This is a genomic window from Hungatella sp., assembly GCF_046966825.1.
Map to the genome: position 1 here is coordinate 1 of NZ_JBKVCZ010000139.1, position 16,668 is coordinate 16,668.

General features: G+C 47.5%; 13 protein-coding genes. 10 read left to right on the forward strand and 3 right to left on the reverse strand.

The genetic code is table 11. The features are described 5' to 3' along the window. Nucleotides 1-29 precede the first annotated feature (29 nt). Nucleotides 30-923: a hypothetical protein gene (locus ACLTD4_RS27785; RefSeq protein ID WP_347559236.1), complete on the reverse strand. Its 894-nt coding sequence runs from the start codon at nt 921-923 to the stop codon at nt 30-32. 170 nt (nt 924-1,093) lie between these two features. Here ACLTD4_RS27785 and ACLTD4_RS27790 point away from each other — a divergent pair, with 170 nt between their 5' ends. Next, nucleotides 1,094-2,029: an AraC family transcriptional regulator gene (locus ACLTD4_RS27790; protein ID WP_117624604.1), complete on the forward strand. Its 936-nt coding sequence runs from the start codon at nt 1,094-1,096 to the stop codon at nt 2,027-2,029. Nucleotides 2,030-2,058: 29 nt separating this feature from the next. Here the strand turns inward: ACLTD4_RS27790 and ACLTD4_RS27795 are convergent, their stop codons facing one another. Beyond that, complete coding sequence (locus ACLTD4_RS27795) at nt 2,059-3,570, reverse strand: IS1182 family transposase (protein ID WP_412331737.1); 1,512 nt, start codon at nt 3,568-3,570, stop codon at nt 2,059-2,061. A 318-nt stretch (nt 3,571-3,888) separates the two neighbouring features. Here ACLTD4_RS27795 and ACLTD4_RS27800 point away from each other — a divergent pair, with 318 nt between their 5' ends. From ACLTD4_RS27800 to ACLTD4_RS27840, 9 genes are read left to right on the forward strand one after another with little or no spacing between them, the layout of a single operon-like run. Further along, nucleotides 3,889-4,836 carry a DUF1861 family protein gene (locus tag ACLTD4_RS27800; protein WP_117634904.1) on the forward strand — a complete coding sequence of 316 codons (948 nt, stop codon included), beginning with the start codon at nt 3,889-3,891 and terminating at the stop codon, nt 4,834-4,836. Between the two features lie 15 nt (nt 4,837-4,851). Next, entirely contained in the window at nt 4,852-6,258 is a 1,407-nt protein-coding gene (locus ACLTD4_RS27805; protein WP_117634906.1) for an ABC transporter substrate-binding protein, read from the forward strand. 56 nt (nt 6,259-6,314) lie between these two features. Further along, a complete protein-coding gene (locus ACLTD4_RS27810; protein ID WP_055652508.1) occupies nt 6,315-7,214 on the forward strand; it encodes a carbohydrate ABC transporter permease in 900 nt (299 codons plus the stop codon). A gap of 25 nt (nt 7,215-7,239) precedes the next feature. Then, nucleotides 7,240-8,070, forward strand: a complete 831-nt coding sequence (locus tag ACLTD4_RS27815) for a carbohydrate ABC transporter permease (RefSeq protein WP_055652509.1) — start codon at nt 7,240-7,242, stop codon at nt 8,068-8,070. Between the two features lie 21 nt (nt 8,071-8,091). Continuing rightward, nucleotides 8,092-9,171, forward strand: a complete 1,080-nt coding sequence (locus tag ACLTD4_RS27820; protein WP_117634908.1) for a glycoside hydrolase family 130 protein — start codon at nt 8,092-8,094, stop codon at nt 9,169-9,171. A gap of 22 nt (nt 9,172-9,193) precedes the next feature. Continuing rightward, the gene (locus ACLTD4_RS27825) at nt 9,194-10,231 is read left to right on the forward strand and encodes a LacI family DNA-binding transcriptional regulator (protein WP_055652511.1); all 1,038 of its coding nucleotides are present in this window, start codon (nt 9,194-9,196) and stop codon (nt 10,229-10,231) included. Continuing rightward, the gene (locus tag ACLTD4_RS27830) at nt 10,232-11,809 is read left to right on the forward strand and encodes an alpha-amylase family glycosyl hydrolase (protein ID WP_320995611.1); all 1,578 of its coding nucleotides are present in this window, start codon (nt 10,232-10,234) and stop codon (nt 11,807-11,809) included. Between the two features lie 11 nt (nt 11,810-11,820). Next, complete coding sequence (locus ACLTD4_RS27835) at nt 11,821-14,301, forward strand: beta-mannosidase (RefSeq protein WP_117634912.1); 2,481 nt, start codon at nt 11,821-11,823, stop codon at nt 14,299-14,301. 23 nt (nt 14,302-14,324) lie between these two features. Beyond that, a complete protein-coding gene (locus tag ACLTD4_RS27840; protein WP_117634914.1) occupies nt 14,325-16,028 on the forward strand; it encodes a phospho-sugar mutase in 1,704 nt (567 codons plus the stop codon). 69 nt (nt 16,029-16,097) lie between these two features. On the opposite strand, the gene ACLTD4_RS27845 is transcribed toward ACLTD4_RS27840, so the two are convergent. Further along, nucleotides 16,098-16,668: alpha-L-fucosidase (locus ACLTD4_RS27845; RefSeq protein ID WP_412331738.1), on the reverse strand; the 571-nt coding region annotated here is incomplete at its 5' end.

Consider the following 16,668-nt stretch of genomic DNA (forward strand, 5'->3'; position numbering starts at 1 on the left):
TAGTTAAGGCGGCTACCTAAATCTTTTTATTACTTTACCGCACATGAGCATTCTTCCCGGGTTACCCGTAAATATCCGCCGGTCTCTCCGTGGATCCAACGGCTTAAATCGATCCAGTCCTTTATTTCATCGGGGCGTTTTCTGTACCATGCCACATATTCGGATAAGTGGCCGTTTGATTCCGTGGAATAATACCCGAACCGTTTTAAGATATCGATGCGGACTTTTTCCTCCTCCCGGTAGGTTTCGTGAGCCTCGAAGGCGGGAAGAAGCTTTTGCAGCATGGATTCCCCATGATGGCTGATGGATATGTACCAGGTCTGGTGGTTGATTCCTGCACAAACGAAATCGAGCTCATCTCTGGGAATGCCAAGTACTTCGGCGATCTGCTGCTCACCGTGAATCTCACCGTGGCACAGGCCGATGGTTTTTACCTTGCCGTACTTGTTGCAGGCCCACGTAGCCATGGCGTTTGGATTGGAATAATTGAGCATGACGGCGCCGGGGGCAGCTACTTCCCGGATGTCTTTGCAGAAGTCCAGCATGGCGGCAATGACACGCTGTCCATACATGATTCCGCCGATGCAGAGCGTGTCGCCGACACACTGGTCAACACCGTATTTCAGCGGTATCTCAATATCAGTTTCAAACCCTTCCAGTCCACCAATGCGGACACAGTTAATGATATATCTGGCATCCTGAAAGGCCTCTCTGCGGTCCAGGGTAGACTGAATCTTTGTTGCAATCCCATTTGCCTCCAGATCCCTTTGGCATAAGTCGGTGACCTTTTTTAAGTTGTCTTCACTGATGTCTGTAAACGCGATATCGATGTCCCGAAACTCCGGAACTGACATGATATCCGTGAACAGTGTCCTTGTAAAAATCAGACTTCCGGCACCGATAAAAGCAATTTTGAATTTCATATGTTTGTATCTCCTTTCTCAGTTAAGCTTTATTGTAGTATACAGATTCTTCAAAAAAGATGCGCATGAAATTGAAACGCCTTTTTCTAAAATGCAATAAATTGTTGGCTTAATAGAAAACAATATGCTAAAATAAACTGAAGGAATGATACGGAAAAAGAGGGAAGGCTATGGCAGATAATACAATGGCGAGCTATGCGTATCCGCGCTATGCATATCCGCGTTATGCATATCCGGCCGCATATTATGCGGTGGCGCTGGATTATTTTCAGATGGAGACACACAGACATGACCAGTGGGAGATCATGTATCTGGTAACCGGCACGTGCCGGGTGGAGGTGGAAGGCGTTCTGGTGGAAATGGAGGAACGGCAGTTTATCTGCATCCGTCCGGGGATTCCGCACAGGCTGGAAATCAATCAGGGAGAGCGCAGTGTACTGTTAAATTATGAGTTTTCCTGTCTGGATAAGATGGGCGGAACGGATTTGAACAGCCTGGCCGAAAAGGACGCCGGCTTCGCGGAGCTGATGGTATCCCCGGAGCCGTATCTGCTGCTCACCGACTACGGAAAGATGGAATACGTATTGAAGGACTTGATTTCCGAGCTGGAGAGAAGGGATCGAAACAGTTATTTACTGGATCTGATCTTTCAACGAATGCTGATTGAGTGGTCAAGGTGCATTCAGGATAATGAAGGGGTAACCGGCATGGTTCATCTGAAAAAAGCCCGGAAATATATCCGGGAGCACTTTCGGGAAGATATCCGGGTGGAGGATGTGGCGAAATACGTCAGCCTCAATCATTCGTATCTGCAGACTCTGTTCAGCAAAGCCTACGGATGCGGAATTATGGAGTACATCAATAACCAGCGGTTGGAGCGGGCCCAGTTTTTGCTGAAAAACAGCAGCATGAATATTGTGGACATTGCCTTCGAGGCAGGGTTCAACAGCCGGCAGCATTTCGGGTATACCTTTCAGAAGAAGTACTGCTTAAGCCCCAAACAATACAGAAAATTGAAGGGACAGAATATTGCGGCGGATACAGGTAAATGGCAGAAGAGTCTGAGGGAAAATGGAGAGGCGGCGGGGGCGAACCGGTTGATCTGATGGTTTGTTATTAATCGAGATTGCTGCAGCTATGAAAATGATTTGAAGGTATGAAGGCGGTTTTTACATTTTGTAAAAACCGCCTCAGACTGTAGACAAAATGGTTCCTGGTGCGATGCACCCGGAACCATTTTGAATTTTATATAGAGATATATTGGTTCGAATATACAGACAAAAGAACAGGGTTTCCTTAGCCCGCCCTTTCTCCATTTCCAGATTGCCAGTTTCTTTAGATTCATACATGCAAATAAAAGGGTCAGCTCCATTGTCACTTTTGCCAATCCTCTGTACTGTGTATATCTCATTCCATGTTTTTCTTTTCCGTCTGCAAAGACTCGTTCGATGGTTTCTTTCCGTTTCTGATAGATTTCTTTCATCCCTGTCTGATGACGGATTTCCTCCACCTTTTCCATGTACCCCTCCCATACATGGCGGCTTACCACCTTTACATGGTCTTTGCTTCCTGTACATTGGTTTTGGTACGGACAATCCTTACACTTTTTTCCATCGCTTTTGTATTCTCGGTATCCATCACGGTTTGTTGTGCTGTATTTTAGGATCTGATTATTCGGGCATAAATAACAGTCAAAGTATTCATCATATACATAATCGCTTTTTCGAAAATACCCTTTCTTTGTCATTGGACGTTTATAGGGCATAACCGGAACCTTTCCTTCCTCGATTAGCGTTCTTGCGATTGCTGGTATCTTATAGCCTGCATCCATTACATAGTATTTAGGATATTTTACCCGTTCGCTTACTTTCCGGTACAGTTCCCAAAAGGATACGCTGTCGTGGACATTCCCTGCTGTCACTTCAAAATCTATGACATAATTATTTTTATCACAGCAGGTATTGGCTGCATAAGCAAACACCTGCTTGTGTTCCCCTTTGTGGAACCAGCCACTGTCGGGATCGGTAGTGCTGACCTTTTTGTTTATGGTCTCTGGCGTGGACTCTTTTTCTTTCAATGGCTTTTTCCCGTGTTCCAGCCTGTCCTTCTCTATTTCCTCCTGCAGCTCCTTTTCGTAACATCGGGCTTCTTTTTCCATGGTTTCATTCTGATATTTATGAGGGTTTGCACTGGCTTTGATGTGGGTACCATCAATAAAAAGACTTTCCGTATCCAGGAAACCACAGGCATCCACCTCCATTAGAATCCGGGAGAATATCTTTTGAAAAAGATCCGTATCCTTAAAGCGTCTGGTATAGTTCTTCCCAAAGGTAGAGAAATGAGGGATATCCTCATACAGGCCGTATCCCAGATACCAGCGGTAAGCAAGATTCACTTCAATCTCTTTGATTGTTTTGCGCATGGAAGGGATGCCAAACACGTATTGGAGGATCACGATTTTCATTAATACAACGGGATCAATGCTTTCCCTGCCATAAGGTTTGTAGAGATCTTTAACCTCGTCATAAATAAAGCTTAAATCAATGGCTTCCTCCAGCTTTCGAACCAGATGACCGGAAGGGACGAGGTCATCCAGGCTTGCAATCTGTACCTGAGAACGTTCTGAATAATCTTTTTTCCCCATCATAAGAAAAAACCTCACTTTCGTATAGTACTATTATACTACATCGAAATCCTGAGTGAAAGAAAAAAGACAACCGCCTCCTATTAGGAGGCTAGTTGTCTACAGTCTGAGGCGGTTTTTACATTTTGTAAAAACCGCCTTCTTTTCTTTCGTGAATGGATAGGGGACAGTATCGCGATTCTGCACTTTAAAATATAAATGTAAAATTCAAGTAAATTGTAATTGAATTCAAGTAAAAGCAGGAATAATATAATGCCATAGACAAGACATATAAGACAAAAACATTAGAAAAATATAATAAGAAAGGAGAAAAGCAGACATATGTTACAACAAAGAGATAATACCTTACGCACGTGTAAAGAACTGTTACTTGAATTTAATCAAGTGAAAAATCAAGTAAAATCAAGTAAAATAAAGTTCTCCCTCAAGCAGAACGGAAAAGACGTCTATAATATCACGGCACCATTTTTGGCGGATGGAAAGACCTGGATTGCAGGACGGGTCGAGGCGAGAGACAGTGAGTATTCCAGGATTGGCTTTTTCGAAGAGAGCGAAGGCGAGTGGGTGGAAACAGAACGGGAAGCCTTAAACCTTCAGGATCCATTTGTGACGAGGATCGGCGGGAAACTGGTCCTTGGGGGCGTGGAAGTATTCGATGATGAGGAACGGCCGGGATACTTAAATTACAGGACTGTATTTTACCGGGGAGATGGAATCCTTGATTTGAGCAGATTTGCTGTGGGGCCAGACCGGATGAAGGATATCCGGCTCTGTGAGCTGGAGGATGGAAGGATTCTGGTACTTACCAGGCCACAGGGAGAACGGGGGGGACGCGGAAAGATCGGTTACCGTTTCTTTGAAAGTCTGGACGAGTTAGATGCAGAAAGCCTGCAGCAGGCAACGCTTATGGAACATCAGTTTATACCAGAGGAATGGGGCGGAGCAAATGAACTCCACCGCATAGCAGGCGGGAAGATCGGAGTGCTCTCCCATATCGCAGGATTTGACACGGAAGGAAACCGGCATTACTATTCCACGGCGTTCTGCTTCAATCCTGAGACAGGGGAATACGGTCCTATGAAAATGATTGCGGAGCGAAGAAATTTCCAGCCGGGACCAAGTAAAAGACCGGATCTGGAAGATGTTATATTTTCCGGCGGGCTTGTGAGGCTCGGAGGAGGAAAAGCGGAATTGTACTGCGGAGTCAGCGATGCAGAAGGACAAAAGGTGCTGATCGACGATCCATTTGATGAATATGAAAACAGATAGAAGGAGAAGAGACTTATGAAAAGAATGAAGAGAGTAGTGGCGATTGCAGCAGCGGCAGCTATGACTGCATCCGTGATGACAGGATGCGGAAAATCAGGAGGTAATCAGCCGGCAGCCAATCATGGAGGAGCCTCCGGAGAGGTGGTTTCCGTTGATTTCTGGACAGCGCCTCAGCAGGTACAGTATAACTTCTGGGAATCCAAGGCACAGGCGTTTAACGAAGCAGGCATCACGGTTGATGGAAAAAAGATAGAGGTAAAGGTCCAGCAGATGCCGGAATCCCCATCTTCAGAAGCCGGAATTCAGAATGCAATTGCAACAGGGACCGTACCGGCTGTATCGGAAAATATCAACCGGGGATTCGCAGCAACTCTGGCGGCTTCCGGAGCAGTCTATGACCTGTCTGGCGAGACATGGTTTACAGATGTAATTGAAGCCAGAAAGATGGAAGATACGATCACAAACTGGGCGATTGAGGGGAAACAGTATGTGCTTCCGGTCTATGTCAATCCGATGATCTGGCAGTGGAATATGAAAGCCTTAAAGGCTCTGGGGTTTGATTCGGCACCGAAGACAGTGGCTGAATTTACAACTGTTATTACCGAATTTGCCGCACAGCGTGACACCACCATGAAAGAGATAGGGGTTACCCATTCCTTCTACCGTCCGTCATTAACCCGTCCGGATCAGTGGTGGGACAGATGGTATGATTTTCAGATGCCTTACGAAGCTCTGACAGGGGGAAAACCGTGGGTAGAGGGCAATAAACTGGTACTCGATAAGGAAGGCGCAGTCGAAGCGTTTGAACTGATTGGCCTCTTTGGCAATTCAATCCAATCCGGCGAAATATCCAGCATCTGGACAGAGGCAAATCCTTCCGTACTCGTGACAATCAACGCACCATGGGAGATTTCACTCTATCGTGAAAACAATAAGGTCTACGGAGAAGATTATATTTACGGACAGGCAATTGTGAAGAATGAAGGGGATATTCCTTATAACTTTGCTGATTCCAAGGGTCTTGTCTTCTATAAAAATAAGAGTATTACAGATGAGGAACATGCCGGCGCAGTGGAATTCGTAAAGTGGGTTTATAATAAGGAAAATTCTGCACAGACCGATCTTGACTGGCTGAACGCTACGACGATGCTTCCTGTCAGAGGTGATTTAAATGACAATGAAATATTTGCCGACGTTATGAAAGAGTATCCGGAGTTAGCTGCACTGGCGGAAGCTGTGCCGTATGCGATTCCGAGTATTGCGACAGAAAAGGTAACTGATATACAGACAGCACTGACCGAGAGCGGAACAGCGCCGTATATGAATGAAGTTATGAATGCAGAGCCTGGAAATGCACCGGACGCCACCCCATATGTAGAGGCGGCTATGGAGGCCATGAAGCAGGCGGGTGGTCTGGAATAGGCTGTTGATCGGGGACAGGAATCGTTTTCCTGTCCCTCCTAAAAAGGAGGGGTTTTATGAAGAGAAAGAGTATTACGGGAAATAAAAAAGCTGGCCTCATGGGCTGGCTGCTTAACGGGCCATACCTGATTTATTCCCTTATTTTCTTTCTGATTCCGCTGATCTGGGCGTTCTGGCTTTCCACCATGGACTGGAACCTGATGTCGGAACAGAAGACGTTTGTAGGGATCAGGAACTTTGCCGGCCTTTTTTCCGACAGCAGGGTAAAAGCGGCATTTATTAACTCTTACCGCTACCTCCTGCCCATTGTAGTGCTGTGCTTTGCAGGGGGGCTGATTATCGCGCTTCTGGTATCCAATCTGCCGGATAAAATCAAGGGTCTGGTGGCGGTTTTATTCTTTATTCCTTATCTGACCTCCGGAGTTGCGACGAGTGTAGTAGTAAAGTACTTTTTTAATTATAATTCTGCGTTCAATACGTTTTTAAGAGACCAGTTCAATCTGAATATAAACTGGCTGACAGACCAGAGATACGCATTTGCCGTTATGGTGGGTATTGTTGTCTGGAAAATGTCGGGGTACTATGCATTATTTATTCTCTCAGGCATTGAAAGCATAGGGGATGATGTGACGGAAGCGGCGATGCTGGACGGCTCGACCGGACTGCATAAGCTCCTGCACATTACGCTTCCGATGATTATGCCTACGTTGACCACTGTAATTGTACTGGCCACAGGCCTGGCGTTCGGCGTCTTTACAGAGCCGTATCTGCTGACAGGCGGCGGCCCTAACATGACGACGACTACATGGCAGCTGGAAATCTACAACACGTCCTTTACCAGATTTCAGTCCGGATATGGGGCGGCCATGGCGATTGCCAGTGCGGTTCAGATCTTTATCACTTTAAGGATCATCAACGCTGTAACGGACCGGCTGAACAGAAGATTCGGATGGTAGGCAACGATAACGAGGAGAAAAGAATATGGGAAGAAAAAAGAAATTAAGTGTTAAAACATATGTTATTACAGCAGTCACCCTGACTCTGCTTGCGATATCCCTGTTTCCCTATTATTATATGGTGCTTCAGTCCTTTACCTCCTGGGATCAGGTTGATAAGGTGATGGTGCCTCACGGTTTTACGTTAAGAAGCTATGAATATTTGATAGGAAAGGGCGGAGCGACGAATTCCATGATGTGGGTCAGAGCTCTGATCAACTCATTCCTTGTAGCATTTCCTACCGCAGTGATATCGGTCATTATAGGACTGTGCAACGGTTATTCCGTATGCAAACTGAAATTTAAGGGAGAACGTTTCATTATGGACTCCCTGCTGTTTCAGATGTTTTTCCCAACCATAATCCTGCTGGTACCCAGATATATGATTGCAAAGCCTATGGCGAATACGTACGGCGGAATGATCATACCCATGTGTATTTCCATTTGGGCCATTTTCATGTATATCAACTATTTTAAAACCTTGCCTAATGAGGTTTTTGAGGCTGCGAAGATAGACGGCGCCGGAGAGCTGCGCATTATATTTTATATTGCGTTTCCCATAACAAAATCGGTTACCACAATTGTGTTTCTGTCTATTTTTATGCAGCGGTGGTCGGAGCTGATGTGGGATATGCTGATCGCGCCAAACATTCAGATGCAGACGCTTAATGTGTTGATTTCCACTCAGTTCAAACCGATGGGAGCATTTCCGGGACCGATGTATGCGGCGTCTGTTATTCTGACTCTGCCGATTATTATCCTGTTTTTATGCTTTTCCAAATACTTTAAAGAGGGAATCAGCTTTATGCTTAAATAATGGAAAATGAGGAGGAACAACATGCTGGAAGTAAAAAGATGCGGAGAAAATCCGCTTCTTATCCCGGAAAATGTAAAACCCAGCCGAGAAGATTTTAAAGTCGAAGGGGTATTTAACTGCGGCGTCGCAAAATATAAAGATGAAGTGATCCTGCTGTGTAGAGTGGCCGAGTCTGTTAAAGGAGCAGTGGAAGGAGAAGTACGGATCCCTGTTGTGAAAAAGATTAGCGGAAAAGATGAGATTACGGTGCTCAGTCTGAAAAAGGCGGAACATCCGGAGCTCGATTTTACCGATTCCAGAACGATTAATAAGATGATGAGGCAGGGGAAGAGAACGGTATATTTGACATCTCTGTCCCATTTAAGAGTGGCCAGATCAAAGGATGGAATTCATTTTACTGTGGAGGATACCCCGTCTGTTTTTCCTTGTGCGGAAGAGGAGAGCTGGGGAATGGAGGATCCGAGAATTACTCAGATCGGGGATGTGTATTACATTAATTATACTTCTGTGACGGAAAATGGAGCGGCTACCTCGTTAATCAGTACAAGGGATTTTGAGACATTTGAGCGGCACGGAATCATATTTGCACCGGAGAATAAGGATGTTACCATATTTCCGGAAAAAATTAATGGTATGTATATGGCGTTTAACCGCCCTGTACCAGGCGGAATCGGCAACCCTGAGATGTGGCTGGCCCAGTCACCGGATCTGATACACTGGGGACATCAGAAGCATTTCTGCGGCATATCCGATGCGGACAGCTGGGATAACGGGAGAATCGGAGGCGGAGCCGTACCGTTTAAAACGGAACAGGGCTGGGTGAAGATTTACCATGCCGCCGACAGGAATGACCGTTACTGCCTGGGGGCATTTCTCCTGGATTTAAGCGATCCCTCCAGGGTGATCGCAAAGACGGAAGCACCGATTCTGGAACCGGAAGCTTCTTATGAGACAGAAGGCTTCTTCGGAAATGTAGTATTTACCTGTGGCTGTCTGGTGGATGGAGACTGTGTGTCTCTCTATTACGGCGCCGCGGACGATAAGATATGCAGAGCAGATTTCTCGGTTTCCCAATTACTGGCCGGGATGAAGGCCGTATAAAGTCAGAAAGGTGGAATGCGGTATGAAGAAGCGGGTTACCATGAAGGAAATAGCGGAAAGGCTGAACCTTTCTGTCAATGCGGTATCCCTGGCGCTGAATGACCGGGCGGGGGTCAGCGAAGAGACGAGAAGACTTGTTTTAAACGCGGCGGAAGAGATGGGATATCTGGATCAGAGTACCAAGTATACGGCGGCATACTCCAATAAGAACATCTGTATCCTTCTGGAGGACCGTTTCTTTAAGGATATGCAGTTCTATGGACGGATTCTTCTGGGATTGGAGGAAGCGGCAAAGAAGGCCGGGTATGATCTGTTTATCAATTCCTTCGAGAAGAATCAGGAGATACCGGCCTGTGTGGAACAGCAGAAGGTGTCGGGACTGATTGTCGTTGGTAAGATCGATGAGGAGTATCTGAAGCGTTTGAAGAGCTATTCCATACCGGTTCTGCTTCTGGATCACGAATCTGTGGAGACACCTACTGACTGTGTGATGACCAATAATGTGGCGGGCGCCTATAAGCTGACAAAGTATCTGCTGGATAAGGGCTACCGGAAAATCGGGTTTTTCGGTGATCTCTCCTATACCCCCAGCATTCGGGAACGTTTCTGGGGATATCAGGAGGCCATGCAGCAGTATCTTAAATTTCCATCCTTTGAAGAAGGGATCGCCTATATCAGACGGTATTCCGCTTTAAAGAGTGTGGAGGACGCGGTGATTCATCAGGACGCGTCCAGTCTTGCGGAGTATTACCAGTCACTGGAGGAAAAACCGGAAGTGCTGATCTGTTCGAACGATAAGATGGCAATCCTCATGTGCAAGGCTCTGTCACAGTGCGGCCTCAAGGTTCCTGAAGATATCGGAGTTGTTGGTTTCGATGATATTGAACTGAGCAATATGGTGAATCCCCGCATTACGACAATGCGGGTGGACAAGGTTCTAATGGGGAAAAAGGCTATGGAGCGGCTTCTAAAATGTATGGAACGGCCGAAGGAAAAGGTGGAAAAGCTGGTGCTGGATGTCCAGCTGATTGAAAGAGATTCTGTGAGGGAGTTCATGTAAATGAATCAGTGGTGGAAAAATACGGTTTTTTATGAAATATATATAAGATCCTTCTGTGACACCGGTCAGAACGGGAAGAGCGGTATCCGGGGAATCACCTCGAAGCTGCCGTATCTGAAAGAACTGGGAGTGGGCGGAATCTGGCTCACTCCTTTTTATCCCTCTCCAAAGGTAGATAACGGATACGATGTTTCCGATTATTGCGGTGTGGATCCGGATTACGGAACAATGGAAGATTTTGAGGAGATGGTGAAGGCAGCCCATAAGCATGGTATCAGGGTCATCATTGATATGGTTTTGAATCATACATCGACCCGGCACCCGTGGTTTATAAAATCAGCCGCCTCCAAAGACAGCAGTGAGAGAGACTGGTATATCTGGAAGGATCCCGTTAACGGAGGGGAGCCGAATAACTGGGAGTCCTTTTTCGGAGGAAGCGCATGGGAGTATGTGGAGTATGGAGATTCGGGACAGTACTATTACCATTCCTTTGCAAAGGAGCAGGCTGACTTAAACTGGCAGAATCCTTCCGTGGAGGAGGCCATTTACCAGGTTCTTGATTTCTGGCTTCTGAAAGGCGTGGATGGTTTCCGGTTTGATGTGATTAACAACTTATCGGTGTCCGGCTCTCTGGCGGATAATCCGGTCACGGGAAACGGGGAGCAGCTTCATGAAAATGATATCAATCAACCGGGGGTTCAGGCGGTTATCAAACGGATGGCAGGCAGGATCAGGGAGAAGAAGCCAGATGCATTTCTGGTTGGAGAGATCAGCAGCGACGATTTAACCAGAATTCATTCCTATACGGGCGGCGGGAGCCTGGACACGACTTTTAATTTTAATTTGGGAAGCAGGGAAATATTTCAGATTGATGAGATTTATGAAGAATTAAAGCGCATGCAGGAACTGTACGGGGATTCAGAATATCCAACCCTGTTTTTTGGAAGTCATGATATGAGACGTTTTCCGGACCGGTTCGGATTTACGGAAGGGAAAACGAAATGCCTGCTGGCGCTGATGCTTTCCTGCAGGGGAATTCCGTTTCTGTACTTTGGAGATGAAATCGGAATGAAAAGCCGTATTCTGAATTCTGTGGACGACGCAAAAGATGTTCAGGGAATACTGGCCTATGAGGCGGCTCTTAAAGAGGGAAAAAGCAGGGAGGAAGCGGTTCGGATTCTGAATGAACGATCACGGGATGCCTCCCGCAATCCTATGGATTGGGACGAGGCTGAAAAACAGAGAGAGGATCCGTCCTCGATCTGGAATTTCGTCAGAAGCTTCATCGAACTGAGAAAGAGAACTGCGGCGCTGACAGAAGGAACCATGGAGCTGCGAAGACTGGAGAACGGTTTGATAGAAATCGAGAGAGCGCTGGGAATGGACCGGGTTCGCATTATGATTAATTTTTCGAATTGCGGGGTGACGGTCCCTGGTGAAGGCGGCTGGCGAATCCTATACGCTTCAGACAGCGTACCGGATAGCGGATCAAGGGAAAAAAATGGAAAAGACTGTGTGAAGTCCGGAATGGTTCAAATGCTGGTTCCTGGCGGAAGCTGTGTAATTCTGGAAATATGAGGATAAGGTAAATGACGATGATACAGAAACTGACAGATGGCTGGAAGCTCAGAAGCTGTTCCACCGGCCAGAGTTTTGAAACGAAAGTACCGGGAACCGTATACGGAACCTGGCTGGAGCAGGGAGCGATGAAGGATCCTTACTGGAGAGACTGTGAGGAGGCCGCGCTGGCCATGATGGCTGGGGACTACGAATATGAGATTTCCCTGTCGCCTGATGAAGCTCTGATGGGATGCAGGGATATCCGGCTGAGATTCGAAGGAATTGATACACTGGCGGATATTTTCTTCAACGGGGTTTATCTTGGACATGCGGATAATATGCATCGCATATGGGAGTATCCGGTAAAATCCCTGATGGGAGAGACCAATAAACTCAAGGTACATTTGTATTCGCCGCTGTCCTTTATCAGAAAGGCCTATGAAAAGACTCCTTATGACGGTGCACCCGAGGCTATGCAGGGCTTTCCGCTTCTAAGAAAGAGCCACTGCTCCTTTGGATGGGATTGGGGACCGAGGCTTCCTGACGCCGGTCTGTTCCGGGAGGTATCTCTGATTGGCGTGAATCAGGCCTCCATCTGTGATGTGCATATCAGACAGAGGCACAGCGGCGGAATCGTGACCCTGTCCTTGAATACCACTGTGGAGGCGGCCGATGATGGGGCCTGCTCCTGTATGCTCAGAATCACAGATCCGCAAGGGATGAGTATTACGTACCAGATGGAAGGTGAAAAGTATCAGTTTTCAAAAGTTGTGACAATAAAAAACCCGGAACTGTGGTGGCCGAATGGTTATGGAAAACAGCCTCTATACCAGGCAGAAGTCATGGTGGCTGTAGACGGAGAGATTCAGGACAGCTGGAGCCGAAAGATTGGACTCCGAACGATGACGGTCAATACGGCGGCGGATGAGTATGGGAATAAGTTTGCCCATGAAGTGAATGGTGTGGAGATTTTTGCCATGGGAGCGGATTACATACCGGAGGACTGCATCCGCGGCCGCGTCAGCCGGGAACGGACAAAGACGCTTCTGGAATACTGCAGGGACTGTAATTTTAATGTGATCCGCGTCTGGGGAGGCGGATACTATCCCGATGACTTTTTCTATGATCTGTGCGACGAAATGGGACTGATCGTATGGCAGGACTTTATGTTTGCCTGTGCGGTTTATCCTCTGACGCCGGAGTTTGAGGCAAATACAGCGGCGGAAATCCGGGATAATGTACGGCGCATCCGCCATCATGCCTGTCTGGGCTTATGGTGCGGCAACAATGAGATGGAAATGTTCCTTGCGGATAATCAATGGGTGAGAAAGCCGCTGCAGAAGACCGAGTATTTGATTATGAATGAAAGAATCATACCGGAATTACTGAGGCAGCTTGATCCGGATACCTTTTACTGGCCGTCCAGTCCGTCCTCGGGCGGGGATTTCGATCATCCTAATGATGAGAACCGCGGAGACGCCCATTACTGGGAAGTGTGGCATGGAGGCGTTCCGTTTACGGATTACAGGAAATACTATTTCCGCTATCTCTCTGAATTTGGGTTCCAGTCATTTCCCGCAGTAAAGACCATTGAACAGTTCACTGAGCCGGAGGACAGAAATATTTTCTCCTATGTGATGGAAAAACATCAGAGAAATGCCGGGGCTAATGGAAAGATACTTCAGTATATGAGCCAGATGTATCCGTATCCGAAATCACTGGAGCTTCTCGTTTACGTTTCGCAGCTGCTGCAGGCAGAGGCTATCCGGTATGGTGTGGAACATTTCCGGAGGAACCGGGGGCGGTGCATGGGCTGTGTCTACTGGCAGTTAAATGACTGCTGGCCGGTGGCATCCTGGTCCTCCATTGATTACTACGGCAGATGGAAGGCGCTTCAATATTTCGCCAGACGCTTTTTTGCCCCGGTCCTGCTTTCCTGTGAGGAAGAAGGCGCTCTGAGTTCCTCCATGAATGTTAATGAGGAGAACCGCTGCATCAGAAAAGCGGCCCGATTCTGTGTGACCAATGAGTCAAGGGAGCCCGTAAGCGGATTTATCAAATGGAGCATTCAGGATGCGGCGTCTGACATCTGCCGGCAGGGACAGTACAGTGTGGAGGTGGAAGCGCTTTCAGTCTGCAGCTATCCATGGATTGAATTTCCGGATATAGATATCAGAAATCATTATCTGTCCTATGAACTCTGGCTTCATGGAGAAAAAGTTTCGCATGGCGTCAGCTTATTTGTTCCTCCAAAACATTTTGAGTTCGCAGACCCGAAGCTGGAACTGCGCAGGGATGGGGAGACACTGCTGATCCATGCAGCAGCCTTCGCCAAAGGGGTTGAAATCGGAAACGAGGCTGGTGATTTGCTGCTTTCCGACAACTATTTTGATATGGACGCAGGGGAGAAGCGTGTGCAGGTGCTGCAGGGAAGTATGGAAGGGCTGTATGTGCGCAGTATGTATTCATTGATGCCGGACCACGGTACAATTATATGCCGGGCAGACTGATATAAGGAAACAGGAGATAAGAAATGACCAATTACATGGATGAGTATCGCAGATGGTGCGAAGATTCGTATTTTGATGACAACACAAGACAAGAACTGAAAGCCCTTACCAGCGAGGAAGAGATCAAGGACCGTTTCAGCAGGGAACTGGAATTTGGAACCGGCGGACTGAGGGGAATCATGGGGGCGGGGCTGAACCGAATGAACCGCTATACGGTGAGGAAGGCGACGCAGGGGCTTGCAAACTACATAAACAGTCAGGAGCGTACGGAAAGAAAGGCGGTCATTGCCTGTGATTCCCGCCATAACTCGGCGGAATTTGCCATGGAAGCGGCGCTCTGTCTCTGCGCAAATGGCATAGAGGTATATTTATTTGACAGCCTCCGCCCGACGCCGGAATTATCTTTTGCCGTCAGAGAACTCCAGTGTATGGCCGGAATTGTTGTGACTGCCAGCCATAATCCGCCAGAATATAACGGCTATAAGGTATACTGGGAGGACGGCGCTCAGATTACCTGTCCAAGAGATGCGGATATTATGCGTGAAGTAAAGGCGGTAAGCGACTTTGCTTCTGTGAAATATATGGGGCAGAGAGAAGCCGTGTGCGGCGGACTCTTACATTTTATTGGGGAGGAAATCGACTGCCGCTACTTATCGGAGCTTAAAAAGCTTGTGCAGGAGCCAGAGCTTTTAAGAGAAAGGGCACGGGAACTGAAGATTGTTTATACGCCTCTTCACGGTACAGGAAATGTTCTGGTCAGAAGAATTTTAAAGGAATTGGGATTTGAATCGGTATATGTGGTAGAGGAACAGATGCAGCCGGATGGTGATTTTCCAACCGTAGAATCGCCGAATCCTGAAGATAAAAGGGCGTTTGCCATGGCGCTTGAGCTGGCTGAGGAGACAGGGGCGGATGTTGTATTGGCGACTGATCCGGATGCAGACCGCCTTGGCGTATATGCCAGAGATGAAGAGACTGGAAACTATATGGCATTTACCGGCAATATGTCTGGAATGATTCTCTGCAATTACCTGTTGGAACACAGAAAAGAGAGAAATACGCTGCCAGAATGCGGTGCGGTGGTTACGACAATTGTATCGGGTAAGATGGCAGGTGCTGTCTGCCGGGATTACGGGGTAAAGCTTATTGAAACCTTAACCGGTTTTAAATATATTGGGGAACAGATCCGCCTTTTTGAAAAGCAGGGTACTTATGAATACCTCTTTGGCTTTGAGGAGAGTTATGGCTGCCTCGTCGGCACTCATTCCAGAGATAAGGACGCAGTAGGAGCCGTCATGGCGCTGTGTGAGGCTGCGGTCTATTACCGGACGAAGGGGCTGACCCTTTGGGACCAGATGCAGAAGCTCTATAAACGATACGGGTATTATAAAGAAAGTATCCATACCATTGTGAAAACGGGTACGGATGGCGCGGCATTCATGAATCGCTTAATGGAGAATATGAGGAATAATCCCCCAAAATCACTTGGAGGTCTCAAGACCGTCAAGGTTCGTGATTATCTTAAGGGTGATACTGGTCTTCCAATATCAGATGTGCTGTATTTTGAACTCGAAGGCGACAGCTGGCTCTGTATCAGACCGTCGGGAACGGAACCTAAAATTAAGATTTACATAGGGACCAGAGGAAAGGACGAGAGGGAGGCAGAAGCCCGGCTTGGCGCAATATGGGAAGAAGCCGAGAAAATACTGGAGGAAAAGCGGAGTTAGCGTGTGCGAAAACACCGCCGCAGAAGGAGGCCGGGAGCATGAAGTTGTGTTCCCGGCCTCCTTCCGCCGCTAAAATCGTATAACAAAACAGTCTGCATATTCCCCGCCTGTGGCTGACTCCGGCGGCAGATGAAGGATCAGTGCGCCGAATTCGGTGGTATAGTCCACCGGTTCTCCAGTCCGCATGAGCGTTACCGAGGCAATCTGTTTTTTAGGCTCCGGAAGGTGAAGGCAGAGCTTCGAAGGCAGGGACGCGGTCTCTTCGTAGAGGTAGAATGCATAAACGGTATCTTTCTTTGCCGTATACTTTACCCGGTTTTCATAATAGGGTGCCGTGATTTCTGTCTCATAGATGCCTTCTCCGTGGACGTCCAGCCATTTGCCCATATCTCTTAAAGAGGACATGGCAGGCGCCGGCAGAAGTCCATCCGGTTGAGGGGCCACGTTGAGCGCCAGATTTCCGCCTTTTGATACGACGTCCAGCAGCAGGTGTACCAGCTGGCGGCCGGACTTAAAGCAGTCTGTGTAATGGAAGGAAAATTTTTCACCGACCGTTGTGCACGTCTCCCACGGCACGAAGAGCGGCGCATCCGGGATTTCCTTTTCCGGTGTGATGATATTTTCATATTCGCCGCCTGCG

Excerpts from the sequence above, each read along its gene's own strand:
- ACLTD4_RS27815 (WP_055652509.1), top strand. The coding sequence starts at position 7,240 with ATGGGAAGAAAAAAGAAATTAAGTGTTAAAACATATGTTATTACAGCA.
- ACLTD4_RS27825 (WP_055652511.1), top strand. The coding sequence starts at position 9,194 with ATGAAGAAGCGGGTTACCATGAAGGAAATAGCGGAAAGGCTGAACCTT.
- ACLTD4_RS27830 (WP_320995611.1), top strand. The coding sequence starts at position 10,232 with ATGAATCAGTGGTGGAAAAATACGGTTTTTTATGAAATATATATAAGA.
- ACLTD4_RS27800 (WP_117634904.1), top strand. The coding sequence starts at position 3,889 with ATGTTACAACAAAGAGATAATACCTTACGCACGTGTAAAGAACTGTTA.
- ACLTD4_RS27820 (WP_117634908.1), top strand. The coding sequence starts at position 8,092 with ATGCTGGAAGTAAAAAGATGCGGAGAAAATCCGCTTCTTATCCCGGAA.
- ACLTD4_RS27805 (WP_117634906.1), top strand. The coding sequence starts at position 4,852 with ATGAAAAGAATGAAGAGAGTAGTGGCGATTGCAGCAGCGGCAGCTATG.
- ACLTD4_RS27835 (WP_117634912.1), top strand. The coding sequence starts at position 11,821 with ATGACGATGATACAGAAACTGACAGATGGCTGGAAGCTCAGAAGCTGT.
- ACLTD4_RS27795 (WP_412331737.1), bottom strand. The coding sequence starts at position 3,570 with ATGATGGGGAAAAAAGATTATTCAGAACGTTCTCAGGTACAGATTGCA.
- ACLTD4_RS27785 (WP_347559236.1), bottom strand. The coding sequence starts at position 923 with ATGAAATTCAAAATTGCTTTTATCGGTGCCGGAAGTCTGATTTTTACA.
- ACLTD4_RS27810 (WP_055652508.1), top strand. The coding sequence starts at position 6,315 with ATGAAGAGAAAGAGTATTACGGGAAATAAAAAAGCTGGCCTCATGGGC.
- ACLTD4_RS27840 (WP_117634914.1), top strand. The coding sequence starts at position 14,325 with ATGACCAATTACATGGATGAGTATCGCAGATGGTGCGAAGATTCGTAT.
- ACLTD4_RS27790 (WP_117624604.1), top strand. The coding sequence starts at position 1,094 with ATGGCAGATAATACAATGGCGAGCTATGCGTATCCGCGCTATGCATAT.